This window comes from Parabacteroides sp. PH5-46 (genome assembly GCF_029892785.1).
Taxonomy (GTDB): domain Bacteria; phylum Bacteroidota; class Bacteroidia; order Bacteroidales; family Tannerellaceae; genus DFXE01.
The window spans coordinates 43788-59203 of record NZ_JARXXA010000006.1; the positions used below are offsets into that span (position 1 = coordinate 43788).

Here is a 15416-nt window from a genome sequence, read left to right on the forward strand (position 1 = left end):
TTATGGACGAAAACACCCTTGCACGGGTTATTAGTCCGGGGAAAGATCAGTTCGTTCTTTCCGGAATAGTGCATGGAAAAGTAAAGGTAGACGACAAAAACCAGATACTTATTGTCCAAGCTCCCAATGCTACTTATGCCATTGCAACGAAGGGAATCGACAGCCGGAAAGTATCTTATTATGCGAATGAGAACGATCTGCTGAAACAGGAAAACGCTACCACAGCAGAAAATGCAAGCTATTGGATGCTCTCTATACCCACACAAAAGCGAGTGGATATCACTATTCGTTTCGCCTTACCGGAAGAGCCGATCGAGACACTGGCAGCTCAACTGAAAGCTGTTTCCGGAAGAAGCTATATTGAGAAAGCCTATACGGCACGAATCAACTATTGGAACGATTACCTGCAACACAAAATACCTCATCCGCTGAACTTTGATCTGACCCATGTGCCGGACAAAGGAGTTGCGTCTGAGCAACTGCGCCTGACTTATTATAAAGCGTGGGTCTTTCTGGCACAGAATGTTCTCCCTCCTCAGGGTGCAAAATATCCCTACTACCAAGTGGTTACCGGTAAGGCTTCCCTTTGGGACGAGGGACATAAGATAGCACCTTTTTCTGCAGCCTGGGAGTCGTTTGTAGGTTTACAGTTATATGCTTATATTGATCCGGATATTTCCTGGAGTTGCCTCAAAGGTTTATTATCCCTGGTTGAGGCCGACGGTATGTTGGGTGGGGAAAGCTTGCCTTCACGTAAAGCACACAGCGCCTGGGTACTTTATGAACTGACAGATGATAAAGAGTCTCTGAGAGAGGTTTATCCGGCGCTCGAACGGTATCTGAACTGGCGGATGACCCAGCCTCGTTGGATTTATGGCTCGGCGACTCCCGAAGACGAAAAGGATGCAGAATTTGTTATCTCTGCTATTGTAGATATGGAATATATGGCCTCCATAGCCACAGTTCTCGGGAAAGAGAAAGAGGCGGTTGAGTGGAAGGATAAACGCAGCCAGTTCATTGAACAGTACAAAGCCTGGTTCTGGAAAACTCCGCAGGATCTACCGATGCAATATGCCAACCAACGCCCCGATCGGAGTCAGGTTCCAATCATGATAACTACCGGACTTTATATTCCGGAAATGCAGGGCGATTACCTGGACGGTTTGCTGGGTTCGTTCTATAAATACTATGACACAAACAAATCATTTGCAGGTTTTAGAGCCCCTAAATATCCGGATGTAGATTTCACTATTTATGGACTGATTCTACGTGAAAAAGAAGTCTTGGTACGGGGAATGATCGAATGTAATCTGCGCGATGTAATACGTGCCAGCGTCTTTGCCGAAACATATGCAGGAATGGAAACACCTTTTGCCGATGGAGTCAGACCTTCTTTGTTCGGTATGGCAGCCATTATTGACTTTACATTGCTGAAAAACGGCTATATGTACACCAAAGGTAATCCCTCTTTAGTAAATGTGTACAGCGATGCTGAGACAGGTGTAAAGAATATCCGGTACAAAAGAAAATCAATCGATATATACAAGAAAAAGGGTCATGATTTCGAAATCTCTGGAACCATCTTTAATGAAACACGAAGAATAACAGTTAATCCGGGAGAAATTAAATCCGTCTTTGAGGCTCTGCCCGATTGGAGCTTGGGTGATTTCATCCGTCCGGAAGGAGTAAATCCGGTTATTCAGCCGGACTCCCGTTCTTCTTTTTTCTGTCCGATGACTCAGAAAGAAGTGAAATGGGAAGAAAGTGACACCTTTAATCCGGCTGCTGTGGTAAAAGATGATAGGATATGCGTATTATACCGTGCCGAGGATAACTCTGCAACAGGAATTGGCAGTAGGGTATCGCGAGTAGGATTGGCAGAGAGTGAAGACGGTATCACGATGACCCGGTCCCCCGCACCGATCTTCTATCCGGCGGAAGATAACAACAAACAATACGAATGGCCGGGAGGCTGTGAAGATCCGCGCGTAGCTGTCACCGAAGAAGGGCTTTATGTGATGCACTATACCTCCTGGAACCGGAAAGTTCCTCGTCTATGCGTAGCTACATCCACAGATCTGATACATTGGGAAAAGCATGGGCCGGTCTTTGCCAAGGCATATGATGGTCGTTTTAACAATAGGAGCTACAAAGCCGCCAGTATCCTGACTCAAATAAAAGATGGCAAACAATATATCGCAAAGATTGACGGCAAATACTTCATGTATTGGGGGGAACATGCTGTCTATGGTGCGACTTCCGACGACCTGAAGGACTGGACACCCGTACTGGATGAAAAGGGCGAGTTGAAAACACTTATCCAACCTCGTAACGGATACTTCGACAGTGAACTGACAGAATGCGGACCTCCTGCTATCCTTACAGAAAAAGGAATCTTGTTACTCTATAACGGAAAAAATGCAACGAATGAACGCGCAGATGCCCGTTTCAACAAAGGCACATACAGCGCAGGACAAGTGCTGGCCGATAAAAAAGACCCATTTAAACCGCTGGCACGCTTGGATATTCCCTTTTTTCGCCCAATGGAAGATTTTGAAAAAAGCGGACAATACGTAGATGGCACAGTCTTCATAGAAGGACTCGTCTTCTTCAAAGAAAAATGGTTCCTCTACTATGGCTGCGCCGACTCTAAAGTAGGCGTTGCAATATATAATCCTAACCGAAAATAATAAGCCTTCAATCCGGATTTAATTGCTATAGGTTTTTACATTTTCTCAGCAGAATCCGTGCCATTGTATCGCAGAAAATTGTTGTCCGATAATTATCGGACAGCAATTTCCTGCGATGCTATTTCGTAATTTGTTTACTAATCTTTTCATTTTTAATCGTACTTTAGCGTGAAATAGTGAGTCAATGAAAAGAGGGGTCAGTTGGTTATTAACCGTTTTAAGTGTGTTTTTGGTGGGTTGTACTGCTGAGAAGGCTGTTGTGTCGTGGGGGAATGCTCCGATACGGGTGGGAGAACATTTGGCGGTGGGTGATTTTATGTTTGATACCGGAGCCACGTATTCGGCTGTTTTTGACGATTCTATTTTATTGGCAGGGAGTCCTGTTTCGTCGGAAACAGTGTATGATATAAACCGTAGCCGTAAGAAACAGGATATATATAAGATACGATTGCTGGAGATAGGGGATGTATCGGTAGAGAATGGCTCGTTTATCTATGTGCCCCGAACGGAGCTTCCTTCGTATATGGATCAGTTTAAGGGGATTATCGGTATGAATATCATTAATCGAGCCAATTGGTTTTTTGACACCCGTGCGAATAGGGTAGAGGTGTGCCCGAAGGATTACCTGATATCTATTCCGGATGATGCTTTATGCCTGAGTTACAGAAGTTCGAATGTTCATCCCGAAACTTCTTTAGTGATTGAAGATATCCTTTTCAGGAAGGTGCGGATTGACTTTGGGAGTTATCATACGCTTGATCTGAACCCTTCTGATATTGTGCGTATTAACGAGCTTGCTGCTGAGAAGCATATTGGCTCCGAGGCTACTTCTTCTTTCAGCCTTTTTCAAGACAAAATACCCAAAACCTTGCATGAATACCAGGACGTGAATGTAGGTGATTCCTTTGTTTTTACTTCTCTGAAAATACATGAGAACGAAACGGATACTGATATCCGCCGGATCGGTTTTGGCTTTATTAATTACTTTCATTACTTCTTTATCGACACCCAAAACCGGAAAATCTACTTATTCAACTAAAAACTTCGTCGATTAAAAAGCGGGTTTGGTCTATTACTTACCCCTTTATAACGATCTTGTTTGGCGCGAGGTTGACTTCTTACATAGTTTTGTCTCAGAATATTGACAATAATTTAATGAAAACAATATGAGACAAATTCCTTTATTAGTATTGATGCTGACGCTCCTTTTTCCGGTATATGCAGGGGCTCAGGAAAGCCAACCCAAACGGTGGACGCTACGGGAGTGTCTGGACTATGCGCTGGAGCATAATATCCAGGTAAAGAAAAGCAAAGTAAGCCTGCTTTCGGGACAGGAAGATACGGAAAATGCAAAGGCGCAGATGTTTCCCTCCTTGTCGGCTTCTGTCTCTCAAAACGTGGTGAACTACCCATCCAATGATGTAGCAACAAATACTACTTACAGTGGCAGTTATGGTGTAAATGCCAACTGGCGCTTATTTGATGGCAACAGGCGTAGCAATACCATCAAGCAGCAGAAGTTGTATGATGAGATCAACAGCCTGAGCATTGAACAAAGTGAGAATGATATCCAGATTTCATTGGTACAGACCTATATGCAAGTACTGTATGCATACGAAGCAGTGCGTATCAACGAGAATACGGTTGAGGTATCTCAGTTTCAGCGCGACCGGGCAGAGGAGCTGTTCAAAGCAGGTTCTATCTCGCGTGTAGACCTGGCCCAACTGGAAAGCCAGTACAGCACAGACAAGTACCAATTAGTAGTGGCACGTACAAACTTAGACAACTATAAACTCCAGCTGAAACAGCTATTGGAGTTGGATATCGCAGAGGAAATAGAGATAGAAATCCCTGAACTGACGGAAGAAGACGTAATGCTCCCCCTGCCGGAAAAGGATGTGATCTACATGGCTTCGCTGGCTGTGATGCCGGAGATAAAGAGCAGTGAATTGAGCATTGATGTGGCAGATTTGGAGATCAAAAAGGCGAAGTCGGGCTATTATCCCACGCTTTCGCTCAATGCCGGTATCGGTACAGGGCATACCTCCGGTACGGATTACTCTTTCAGCACCCAGGTATGGGATCGCTTTAATGAGAGTATCGGGCTGACACTCAGTATTCCTATTTATAGCAATCGTGATAATAAAACAGCTGTTAATAAAGCACGTTTGGCGGCTACTACCAGTCAGTTGGAATTGCTGAATGCCCAGAAAGCATTGCTTCGCACGGTAGAGGGCGTTTATCTGGATGCCACTTCGTCTCAGAACGAATACCTGTCTGCCGTAGAGCGGGTGAAGTATGTAGAGGAAAGTTTTAACCTGACACAGGAACAGTTCCTGCTGGGGATGAAAAACACCCTGGAACTGCTTACCGAAAAGAATAATTACCTGAATGCCAGGCAACAGGAGTTGCAGTCTAAATACATGGCTATCATGAGTATTCAGTTGCTGAACATCTATCAAAAGAAACCCGTCAATGTAAATTACTAATCAACAACAATAATAATTACGCTATATGAAAAAGAATAAGAAATTGATAATCAGTATAACGGCTGTAGTTTTGCTAGTGGGCTGTTACTTCCTGTTTTCCAGCAAGACTCCTAAATCAACCTTGCGGTTGGAAATGACAAAGGCAAGCCGTAGTTCTATCTCCAATTCAGTGACGGCAACCGGAACGGTAGAGCCTGTTGTTAAGGTAGATGTAGGTACACAGGTGTCCGGTATCATTGATAAGATCTATGTGGACTATAATAGTGTAGTGACCAAAGGGCAGTTGATTGCCGAAATGGATAAAGTAAACCTGCAAGCCGAACTGGCTTCACAGGAAGCAAGCCTGGCAAGCAACAAGACTGAGTATGAATACCAGCAGCGGAATTATGCCCGTAGCAAGGCTTTGTATGAAAAGCAGTTAATCAGTGATTCGGAATACGAAACAGCTACCTATACATACGAGAAGGCAAAGAGTGCCTACGAGCAAAGCCGGTCTAATATGACGAAAGTACGTCGCAACCTGGAATATGCCATTATCACAAGCCCGATAGACGGAGTCGTTATCAACCGGGCGGTAGAAGAAGGCCAGACAGTGGCCGCAGGTTTCAGTACACCAACCTTATTTACAATAGCCAATGACCTGACGCAGATGCGTGTAATTGCTGATGTAGACGAGGCAGATATAGGCCAGGTAGAGGAAGGACAAAACGTAAAGTTCACAGTAGATGCCTATCCCAATGATGTTTTTGAAGGTACGGTTACGCAAGTACGCCTGGAAGCTACTACTACCTCTAACGTAGTAACGTATGAAGTAGTGATCAGTGCTTACAATCCGGATCTGAAACTAAAACCGGGTCTGACGGCCAATGTTACCATCTATACACTGGAGCGGAACAATGTACTGACTATACCAAGCAAAGCCCTTCGTTTTATCCCGGATGAGGAAATGCTCGGATCGATGAATCTGACAGTTGAAAACGCCATGCAGGAAGCACCTGCCGGTAAGAAGATCGTTTGGCAGAAAGCAGGGAATGCTTTACAACCCAAGATTGTTACGCTTGGAACTTCCAACTTGAATGTTATAGAAGTAACGGATGGACTGAGTGATGGTGAGGAAATCGTATTGGAATTAACATCTGCTGCTCCGGCAGTAACAAATGGTTCAGCGGAAAGAAGCCCGTTTATGCCGGGGCCTCCGAATAATAACAGGAAAAAACAATAAGGTTATGACTAAAGAAATCATAAAGCTGGAGCATATCTCACGTGACTTCCATGTTGGTGACGAAACGGTACATGCCTTGCGCGATGTGTCTTTCACCATCTGTGAAGGTGAGTTTGTTACCATCATGGGAACATCCGGCTCCGGAAAGAGTACATTGCTCAATACCCTGGGCTGCTTAGATACACCGACAAAGGGTGAATACTACCTGGACGGTACATCCGTTCGTACCATGGGTAAGAATGCCCGGGCAACACTACGGAACCGGAAGATTGGGTTTGTATTCCAAAGCTACAACCTTTTGCCCAAGACAACTGCCATCGAGAATGTAGAATTGCCGCTTATGTATAATCCTTCATACAGCGCTTCTGCCCGAAAGGGAAAAGCTGTTGAATCTCTGAAAGCTGTTGGTTTGGGGGATCGTTTGAACCACAAGAGTAACCAGATGTCAGGCGGACAGATGCAACGCGTAGCCATTGCCCGCGCCCTGGTGAACGACCCGGCAGTCATATTGGCCGATGAAGCAACCGGTAATCTCGACACCCGGACAAGCTATGATATTCTGGTATTGTTTCAACGCTTGCATGCCGAAGGCCGTACGATAATCTTCGTTACCCACAACCCGGAAATAGCCCATTATAGCAGCCGGAATATCCTGTTGAAAGACGGGCGCGTAGTAACCGACACAATGAACGAAAACGTACAATCAGCAGCTGAAGTTCTTGCCACACTACCGGTAGAAAACGATTAAATCCCATAATTATGAATATAACAAATTTATTAAAAATAGCCCTGAAGGCCTTGTCGAACAATAAGATGCGAGGTTTTCTTACGATGCTGGGGATCATCATTGGGGTAGCCTCTGTTATTACGATGCTTGCTATCGGGCAGGGCTCCAAGAAGAGCATCCAGTCTCAGATCAGCGAAATGGGCTCCAATATGATAATGATACAGCCCGGAGGCGATACACGTGGTGGTGTGCGACAAAGTGCATCAGCAATGGAAACGCTGAAGCTGACTGACTACGAGAGCATAGTAAACGAAACCCGCTACCTGTCAGCCGTATCTCCTACTGTAAACAGCAGCGGACAGCTTATCTACGGAGCCAACAACAAGCCCAGTACAGTATACGGAGTAAATCAGGATTATCTGGAAATACGCCGCTATAGTGTAAGCGACGGGAATATGTTTACAGAGCAGGAGATTGCTTCGGCAGCTAAAGTCTGCATTGTGGGGAAAACGGTTGTAGATGAATTGTTCACCAACGGCGAAAACCCCATAGGGAAAGTCATCCGCTTCAACAAAATCCCTTTCCAGATCATAGGGGTACTTACCAGCAAAGGATATAACAGCATGGGTATGGACCAGGATGACATCATTCTGGCACCCTACACCACAATACAGAAGCGCGTATTGGCAATCACCCATATACAAGGGATTAATGCTTCGGCAATCAAGGAAGAATATACCCCACAAGCCATCGACGAAATAGGAGAACTATTGCGTCGCAACCACAAGTTGAAAGAGACAGATGATGACGACTTTACCATCCGTTCGATGGAAGAGCTCAGTTCGATGATGACATCCACGATGAATATACTGACGATCCTGTTGGCGTCGGTGGCGGGTATATCTTTACTGGTAGGAGGTATTGGCATCATGAATATCATGTATGTGTCAGTAACCGAGCGGACACGTGAGATCGGGCTTCGCATGAGTATCGGCGCCAAAGGCATGGATATCCTGGCGCAATTCCTTATCGAGTCGATCCTGATCAGTGTAACGGGAGGTGTAATAGGCGTACTCTTTGGCGTAAGTATGGCTTTGCTTGTAAACCTGGGATTAAACTTCCCGATTTACATACAGCCCTGGAGCGTGATCCTGTCTTTTGCCGTTTGTACGGTAACAGGAGTGTTCTTTGGCTGGTATCCGGCTAAAAAGGCTGCACAATTAGACCCGATAGAAGCGATACGTTTTGAATAAATAATATCTTTGTATGTATGAACGAGAGTGATATGATGCGAGAAGAGAATATATCAACAACTGTTACAAGCCCTCCTAAGCGATTGGGATGGCTTATTCACGTTATTCCCTGGGGACTTCTTTTACTTTTCCCTTTCCTCTTTGCCGGTAGAAATTCAGACAATGTGAGTTGGTTTGATTATCTTCGTTTTGTAACCATGTTTGCAGGTATAATCATTGTGTTTTATGCCAACTATTCATACCTGGTAAAACGCTTTTTGTTTAGCCGCCAGATGACTTGGTATGTTGTCAGCAACTTTTTGTTATTTACAGTTTTAATAGTGCTTTCTCATCTGATAACGGAACAAATACCGGCTTCCGAAGGAAGAGGCCCTGGACCTCAACACGAATTTACCTGGAAGCACCATCTGGTTTTTACCTTGTTTGATTATGTGAAATATATCTTTATTGCAGCTTTAAGTGTTGCTTTACGAATGACGAGCAGCTGGTATAAAACGGAAGCCGAACGGAAAGAATTGGTGCAAAGTCGTAGTGAAGCGGAATTGCAGAACCTGAAAAGTCAGTTAAATCCCCATTTCCTGTTCAATACATTAAATAATATCTACAGTCTGATCGCTTTCAGCCCCGATCGGGCACAGGAGGCTGTGCATGAACTAAGTACTCTGCTTCGTTATATGTTGTACGAGAGTAGCCAGCCCACCGTTACGGTAGGGAAAGACCTGGATTTTATACGGGATTATGTAGAGTTGATGCGCATCCGCCTCCCGCAGCATGTGGAATTAAAGACCGAGATACAAACCACCTCTCCGGAGACGCCCATCGCTCCTTTGTTGTTTATCTCGCTTGTAGAGAATGCCTTCAAGCATGGGGTAAGCAACAACAAGCCCTCCTTTATCCACATAGAGATAGCGGCCGACAGCAAAGAGGTGTTTTGTTCAATCCGTAACAGCTATTTCCCCAAAAACGAACAGGATAAAAGCGGCTCCGGCATTGGGCTCGTCAACCTCCGGAAGCGCCTGAACCTGATATACCCTGGCATGTATAGCTTCACCTACGGACAAGAGGAGGATCATTATACTTGCAAACTGGAATTGAAACTAAGCTGAATATGGAACTAAGCTGTGCAATAATAGACGATGAACCCTTGGCAGTCAGTTTGCTGGAAAGTTATGTCAAGAAGACTCCCTTCCTTAGGCTGGAAGGGATGTATAACAGCGCTATTAATGCACTTGCCGAGTTGGAAGAGCGGCCGGTAGACTTACTGTTTTTAGATATTCAAATGCCGGAGTTGAGTGGATTAGAGTTTTCACGCATCATAGAAAATGATACGCGTATCATTTTTACGACAGCTTTTGGGCAGTACGCGCTGGATAGTTACAAGGTGAATGCCTTGGACTATCTGCTGAAACCAATCAGCTATCCCGATTTCTTGCAATCGGCCAAAAAGGCTTTGCAGTGGTACGAAATGCTCCGCCGTCCTTCAGAAGGCGTTACTGAAGCAGCATCTTCTGCAAAGACAGAGCCGGAAACGATATTCATTAAAAGCGAATACAAGCTCTTGCAAGTAGAATTAAGCAAAATACTCTATATTGAGGGTTTGAAAGACTATGTGAAAATCTATACGGAAGATGAGCTCCGGCCTATCCTCTCGCTTATGAGTATGAAGTCTATGGAAGAATTACTTCCGTCCAGCCGTTTCATCCGAGTGCATCGTTCCTTTATCGTTCAGCCGGAAAAGATAAAGGTGATAGATCGCAACCGTATCGTGTTTGGGAAAGAATATATTCCTATCTCAGATTCGTATAAAGATAAGTTTAATGAATTTCTTAGTCTGCATTCGTTGATTCCTAAGATGTAGGGCTGGGCTCAGAAGTAAAAGGGTAGGGCCTTATCAAGGGATTCCATCGCTCTGTATAGACTCCTGGGTAGTCGTTTCTGTTGGATTTCTTTGGACTTATCTTCGCACGTTTGATAGGGCTTTCCGTTGAAGTTATAAGTACGTGTTTCCACTAGCAAAGTAACTATCAAAAAGCCTATAAAGAAAGTGATAGTTCCTATTCGGCGGACGTTTTTTCTATCAAAACGAAGAAAGAGTTGAAGTGCAAGAATTATCAATGAAACAAAGCTGATAACCAAAAATATATCATAGTTGTTCCACCACCAGATATTACCTGTTCCTCCTATATAGGTTTCCGATGGGAAGAACAATCTGACCCCTCCCCAAGAACCTGCAGGAGTAATCATATCCTCTAGCAGATGAATAACGAAACCAAAGAAAAAACCGAGAGGCAAAAGCCATTTCTTTCTGAATATAAGCCCCAGTATAAAAGCAATTGCCAAAGCAGCAAGCAAAGAGTGCATGAATCCGTGATGGGAATACCAGAGTTTAGCCGAATAAATATCTTTCCCCGGATGAGCAAGATTAAAGATACGACCGATGGTAGCATCAAATCCGGACCATAAACTAATGGCATCTATATCGGGTAAAGCGCTACCCAATGCAGAGAGACAAAGAGTAGCCCCTTTCTCCTTCCAGCTTCCTGCGTATAGCGAAAGACATCCGCCTACTGCTACACCCGATAGTGTATGGGTAAAAACATCCATATGATAGCAAAGATAGAAAAAGGAGGCTACATTTTCTTAAGATAGGGCTATAACTTCCAGTAAACCTCGATTTCTTTGACATAACGTACTAGATATAATCCGCTTGATTCTGACGTTATCTGTTCCATTAATTGGTCATCAATATTGAAGTAAAGGATTGAATTGTTGTCGGTATAAAGATAATCTCCCTTTATTTGGATAGGTCTGATAGCAGCATCTGTTAGGATTTTATTGAAATCCGTCAGACTTTTGACACAGAGGTCATAAATTAATTGAGCTGCCGGAGCATCCGGTATTTTCCAATTTGGAATACCCTTATATACATATTTTGTAAGGGCTTCTTCCATCTTTGCTAGGGTCATGTGGTCTCCTTCTCCCGGCGACATAATTAATAAAGTGGCCTTTGTATCACTTTCATTATACACATCTAATACATAGCAGTCTTTATAAATGTCTCCCGGTGCAAGCATTTCGTTGGAGTAGTGTTCACCCTCCTCCTCTTTTCCCTCTTCTTTGTTGTTCTCATTATCTGCTCCTTCACCGAATTCGAAGGTGATATTACGTTCGCCAGCCCAGTCTGTGCTGTTTATATTTCCGGTCAGTTCATATTCTCCAGGCTTGTATGTGGCGACAATTTCAGTTTTATAATTTGCTTCAATCGGTAGAGGCGCTTGGTATAAATATTCGCGTGATCCTTCGGTGTTCGTAAATATAACAGTGGCATTTACCTTTTCGGAACCTGGTAGAATGAGTATGGGATTATCTGTTTCCCACTGTCCATCATCTACTTTCTTCAGCGAAAAAGATACTTCAGCTTTACCATCTCCTCCATATTGACCATTGAGGAGAACTTTTTCTTCCAATGGTTTTAGTTTCATTTGCACAGACGTTACATTTTCAGGTACATTCTGTATAGAAGAAGTTATCTGTGCAACAATCCTCTTTACGGTCATGCTTATATCTGCATTTTGCGTATTCTTGACAAGTATATGTATTGAGTCAGCAGCTAATTCTGCATGCTTATTGTCTCCTGTTTGCAAGATAATAGGTGAATCCGGAGAAGCTTCTTCCAAATCAGGTAAGACGTATTTTTCATCGGATGCTCCGGCAATAGCATACAGCGTATAATTCCCCGGCGCCAACAGTAAAGAAAGATTTTCATTTGCAGATGCAATACTTTGACTCTCTACACACTTGTTATCAGAATCGAAAGCGTACACCGTAATAGGGAGAGGTAATTCACTATCGCTATCTGCATTACCAACTAGTACCCGAAATATGCTACTGGTGTCTTTAGTAGGATAGGTAAACTCGTCTGAATTTGTACATGCAAACAAAGAAGCGAATAACAATAAGGTAGAAAAGCAAAAAATAGTTCTTGTTTTCATTTTCTTTTTAGTTAAAGTTGTTAGGTTAATAAATGAAATGCAAAAAATAATAATAATGGCGCAAATGTATGCTTTTAAAATTCAAAATCAACAATAAAAAGAAAATAAAATGCAAAAATTATTTTTTCTTATACTCTGCAGGAGACATATTAGTATGGCGTTTGAAAAATTTCCCGAAGGCAGATTGGTCGGAAAAATGCAGGATATCGGCTATTTGTTGAATAGAATATTCATTAGAGCGGAGAAGTATTTTAGCCTCTGCCATAATAGCTTTGTCTATGAGTTTATTTGCCGTACTACCTGTAGCGTTTTTCAATACCAGACTCAGGTATTGGGGGGTAATGAATAATTGTTCGGCATAAAAAGAAACTTCATGTTCTTCCTTACAGTGCTCCAACAATAATGTTAAGAACTTGTTTAATATCTCATCCTGACGACTCATAGTATGTGTATGGAATTGCTCTTTTTTTACCATCAGGATATTGACCATTTCAAGAGAGAATGCTACGAGTGCATTTTTAATTACTTCCTTCTGCAACAAATGCGCCCGCAGATGTATTTTTTCTTTGATTAGCTCCATGCATGATATTAAAAGTTTCGTTTCCCCTTGTAAAAGTTCCACAATCGGATTATTGCGTATTTCCATAAGGTTAGCAATAGAGGGGTGTATATGTTCCGGCCTGTTTTCCTGTATAAAGTCTAAATCTAGTAAGAGCATTTTTGCCTGAAAGTCGGATGATGCTTCTTCGATCTGCAAGGTGTGACTCGGCATCAATATCAGGAAACAGTTGGAAGAAAGGTCATACGGGCGGTAATCCACGTATATCTTCATGGTTCCTTTCAGAACCAGGATACAGGTTAAGGTTGTCAGCCGGATAGTTGTCAGCCGGGCTTCTAATAAATAATCATTTGTTTCGTATTTGCTTAAATCGATAAGTATTACCTTATCTTCAAAATTATCATACAATGTAAATAACTTCTTAAACTCATTAACGCCTACGGTATATATAGTTTTCATTATGGGAAGAATTAAGTGAGGGTTATATTACATAATACATGACGAAGCAAAAATAATAAAATATCGGATATCTATCTTATTTGCGATGTTTATCTTTCATCTTTTTGTTCGAAATAGATATTTAATTTGAACCAGTAAATGTTAATTACGGAATGCTCTTTGAGGGGGCGAAGTGCAATATTCATGTTTTAAACCAAACGATTCCATAGTTAAACAAAATTGGTTTCCCCCATTACCATGATATTTGTTTCAAAAATGACCATAATACGAAAACAATAATAACGTAAAAAGAGATCAGTCATGGAAAAGCAACGAACATTGAAGAGTAGTTTCTCTCTGGAAGGTAAAGGTTTACACACAGGTGTATATACGAAGATCACCTTTCATCCGGCACCTGAGAACCATGGGTATAAAATCAGACGAACGGATATACTGGGAAAGCCGCTGATTGAAGCATTGACGGAGAATGTAGTCAATACGCAAAGGAGCACGACATTGTCAAACAGGGGTGTGCGGGTTAGTACTGTAGAACATGCCTTGGCTGCCCTGTACGGCTGTGAGATAGACAATTGCCTGATAGATATTGATGGTCCGGAATTTCCTATTCTGGATGGTAGTGCGAAGATATATGTAGCGAATATAAAGGAGGCGGGGATTCGCTTCCAGAATGCAGAAAGAGAATATATTCGCTTTAATCACAAAAGGATACAGGTGAAAGATGAGGAAACCGGCTCTTCATTGTTGCTTTTGCCCAGTGATACATTCAGTATTCAGGTAAAAATAGCATTCGACTCGGAAATCCTGGATATGCAATATGCATCGTTAACTAATCTGACTCATTTCGCGCTCGAAACGGCTCCGGCCAGAACATTTGTTTTTGTGAAAGAAATCAGGCTATTAGTAGAGAAAAACCTCATTAAAGGAGGGGATCTGGATAATGCAATAGTGATATATGATACCCCTATGTCGCAGGATGAATTCAATAAACTGGCAGGCCTAACAGGTTTGAAACATAAGGATGCCAACAACTTAGGATATATAATGAATGAGCCTTTGCAGTATATAAATGAACCTGCGCGACATAAATTACTGGATGTACTTGGTGATCTTGCTCTGACAGGTGGATTTATCAAGGGTACTGTTATAGCTAATTGTCCGGGGCATACGATCAATACACGCTTTGCACAGCTCATACGCGACAAACACCTCTATGAAGAACAAAAGAAAAGTGTGCTGAAATACGTAGTGTAAGTCCTTTTTCATACTAAAATGTATCGGTAGACTCTGCTATCGGTGATGTTTATTTTGAACCAATTTATGGTCGAAAAGGATTATTATGCTCAAAAGAAACGAATAATATGCATTTTAAACCAAATTTAAATGATACGCAATCAAATTATGTCAACAGCGTTAGACCTTTTTTCTCAATACGGGATTAAGAAGGTAAGCATGAACGATATTGCCCGTAGTCTGCATATCTCAAAGCGGACATTATACCAGCATTTTGAAGATAAAGAAGAGCTTCTGTCGGATGGACTGGCATATCAGGATGAACAATTGAAAAACTTATGGAAGGAATTGGAGAAAGGTCCTTATACTGTGTTGGATACAATACTTCTTTTCTTTCGCGAAATAATGAAGCGTCCCAAATGGTACAGCCGCAAATTTTATGAAGAACTGGAACTATTCCCAACTGTCTCCGAGAAAAGAAGAATACAGGCTAAGGCTCTTGAAGATAATCTTTTGAAACTTCTGAAGCGTGGCGTTGATGAGGGTGTGTTTGAAAGTAATGTCAATTTCGGAATTGTTGTGAAGTTGGCTCGAAAACAAATTCAGAGGTATTATCCCTCCAAGTCGTTTGCCGATTTTTCCAATGTAGAGGTTTATGAAACCATCTTGTTTGCCTTTCTACGGGGTATCTGTACAGAAGAGGGGCGTAAGATATTGGATCGGTGGTTCGTATCGAAGCAATTATATAATATTCACTAATAAATAAATGGATTTAGGTTATTCTTTTAAAATGAA

General features: G+C 42.5%; 13 protein-coding genes. 10 read left to right on the forward strand and 3 right to left on the reverse strand.

All coding sequences use genetic code 11. The annotated features are described in order from the left end of the window. Nucleotides 1-1601: 1601 nt before the first annotated feature. From M2470_RS07795 to M2470_RS07830, 8 genes are all read left to right on the forward strand, one after another. Entirely contained in the window at nucleotides 1602-2690 is a 1089-nt protein-coding gene (locus M2470_RS07795; RefSeq protein ID WP_280744695.1) for a glycoside hydrolase family 130 protein, read from the forward strand. A gap of 184 nt (nucleotides 2691-2874) precedes the next feature. After that, nucleotides 2875-3729, forward strand: a complete 855-nt coding sequence (locus M2470_RS07800; protein WP_280744660.1) for an aspartyl protease family protein — start codon at nucleotides 2875-2877, stop codon at nucleotides 3727-3729. 127 nt (nucleotides 3730-3856) lie between these two features. Beyond that, nucleotides 3857-5179 (forward strand): TolC family protein, encoded by a 1323-nt coding sequence (locus M2470_RS07805; RefSeq protein ID WP_280744659.1) that lies wholly within the window; start codon nucleotides 3857-3859, stop codon nucleotides 5177-5179. Between the two features lie 25 nt (nucleotides 5180-5204). After that, nucleotides 5205-6401 carry an efflux RND transporter periplasmic adaptor subunit gene (locus M2470_RS07810; RefSeq protein WP_280744658.1) on the forward strand — a complete coding sequence of 399 codons (1197 nt, stop codon included), beginning with the start codon at nucleotides 5205-5207 and terminating at the stop codon, nucleotides 6399-6401. A gap of 4 nt (nucleotides 6402-6405) precedes the next feature. Continuing rightward, the gene (locus M2470_RS07815) at nucleotides 6406-7149 is read left to right on the forward strand and encodes an ABC transporter ATP-binding protein (protein WP_280744657.1); all 744 of its coding nucleotides are present in this window, start codon (nucleotides 6406-6408) and stop codon (nucleotides 7147-7149) included. An 11-nt stretch (nucleotides 7150-7160) separates the two neighbouring features. Beyond that, nucleotides 7161-8381, forward strand: coding sequence for an ABC transporter permease (locus tag M2470_RS07820; RefSeq protein WP_280744656.1), 1221 nt, complete (start codon nucleotides 7161-7163; stop codon nucleotides 8379-8381). Nucleotides 8382-8398: 17 nt separating this feature from the next. Then, nucleotides 8399-9487: a histidine kinase gene (locus M2470_RS07825; RefSeq protein ID WP_280744655.1), complete on the forward strand. Its 1089-nt coding sequence runs from the start codon at nucleotides 8399-8401 to the stop codon at nucleotides 9485-9487. A 2-nt stretch (nucleotides 9488-9489) separates the two neighbouring features. Beyond that, nucleotides 9490-10239, forward strand: coding sequence for a LytTR family DNA-binding domain-containing protein (locus tag M2470_RS07830; RefSeq protein WP_280744654.1), 750 nt, complete (start codon nucleotides 9490-9492; stop codon nucleotides 10237-10239). Nucleotides 10240-10247: 8 nt separating this feature from the next. Here the strand turns inward: M2470_RS07830 and M2470_RS07835 are convergent, their stop codons facing one another. The 3 genes from M2470_RS07835 to M2470_RS07845 all read right to left on the reverse strand — a co-directional run bounded on the left by M2470_RS07835 (nucleotide 10248) and on the right by M2470_RS07845 (nucleotide 13391). After that, nucleotides 10248-10985 (reverse strand): metal-dependent hydrolase, encoded by a 738-nt coding sequence (locus M2470_RS07835; protein ID WP_280744653.1) that lies wholly within the window; start codon nucleotides 10983-10985, stop codon nucleotides 10248-10250. A gap of 47 nt (nucleotides 10986-11032) precedes the next feature. Further along, complete coding sequence (locus tag M2470_RS07840; protein WP_280744652.1) at nucleotides 11033-12373, reverse strand: FimB/Mfa2 family fimbrial subunit; 1341 nt, start codon at nucleotides 12371-12373, stop codon at nucleotides 11033-11035. 118 nt (nucleotides 12374-12491) lie between these two features. Then, complete coding sequence (locus M2470_RS07845) at nucleotides 12492-13391, reverse strand: AraC family transcriptional regulator (protein ID WP_280744651.1); 900 nt, start codon at nucleotides 13389-13391, stop codon at nucleotides 12492-12494. 300 nt (nucleotides 13392-13691) lie between these two features. Here M2470_RS07845 and M2470_RS07850 point away from each other — a divergent pair, with 300 nt between their 5' ends. Next, entirely contained in the window at nucleotides 13692-14642 is a 951-nt protein-coding gene (locus M2470_RS07850; RefSeq protein WP_280744650.1) for a UDP-3-O-acyl-N-acetylglucosamine deacetylase, read from the forward strand. A 129-nt stretch (nucleotides 14643-14771) separates the two neighbouring features. Beyond that, nucleotides 14772-15380, forward strand: a complete 609-nt coding sequence (locus tag M2470_RS07855) for a TetR/AcrR family transcriptional regulator (RefSeq protein ID WP_280744649.1) — start codon at nucleotides 14772-14774, stop codon at nucleotides 15378-15380. The last annotated feature ends 36 nt before the right edge of the window (nucleotides 15381-15416 follow it).

Bases quoted from the DNA above. Each gene is read 5' to 3' on its own strand.
- M2470_RS07850 (WP_280744650.1), top strand. From the start codon at position 13,692: ATGGAAAAGCAACGAACATTGAAGAGTAGTTTCTCTCTGGAAGGTAAA.
- M2470_RS07835 (WP_280744653.1), bottom strand. From the start codon at position 10,985: ATGGATGTTTTTACCCATACACTATCGGGTGTAGCAGTAGGCGGATGT.
- M2470_RS07800 (WP_280744660.1), top strand. From the start codon at position 2,875: ATGAAAAGAGGGGTCAGTTGGTTATTAACCGTTTTAAGTGTGTTTTTG.
- M2470_RS07855 (WP_280744649.1), top strand. From the start codon at position 14,772: ATGATACGCAATCAAATTATGTCAACAGCGTTAGACCTTTTTTCTCAA.
- M2470_RS07840 (WP_280744652.1), bottom strand. From the start codon at position 12,373: ATGAAAACAAGAACTATTTTTTGCTTTTCTACCTTATTGTTATTCGCT.
- M2470_RS07810 (WP_280744658.1), top strand. From the start codon at position 5,205: ATGAAAAAGAATAAGAAATTGATAATCAGTATAACGGCTGTAGTTTTG.
- M2470_RS07830 (WP_280744654.1), top strand. From the start codon at position 9,490: ATGGAACTAAGCTGTGCAATAATAGACGATGAACCCTTGGCAGTCAGT.
- M2470_RS07825 (WP_280744655.1), top strand. From the start codon at position 8,399: ATGAACGAGAGTGATATGATGCGAGAAGAGAATATATCAACAACTGTT.
- M2470_RS07845 (WP_280744651.1), bottom strand. From the start codon at position 13,391: ATGAAAACTATATATACCGTAGGCGTTAATGAGTTTAAGAAGTTATTT.
- M2470_RS07805 (WP_280744659.1), top strand. From the start codon at position 3,857: ATGAGACAAATTCCTTTATTAGTATTGATGCTGACGCTCCTTTTTCCG.
- M2470_RS07820 (WP_280744656.1), top strand. From the start codon at position 7,161: ATGAATATAACAAATTTATTAAAAATAGCCCTGAAGGCCTTGTCGAAC.
- M2470_RS07815 (WP_280744657.1), top strand. From the start codon at position 6,406: ATGACTAAAGAAATCATAAAGCTGGAGCATATCTCACGTGACTTCCAT.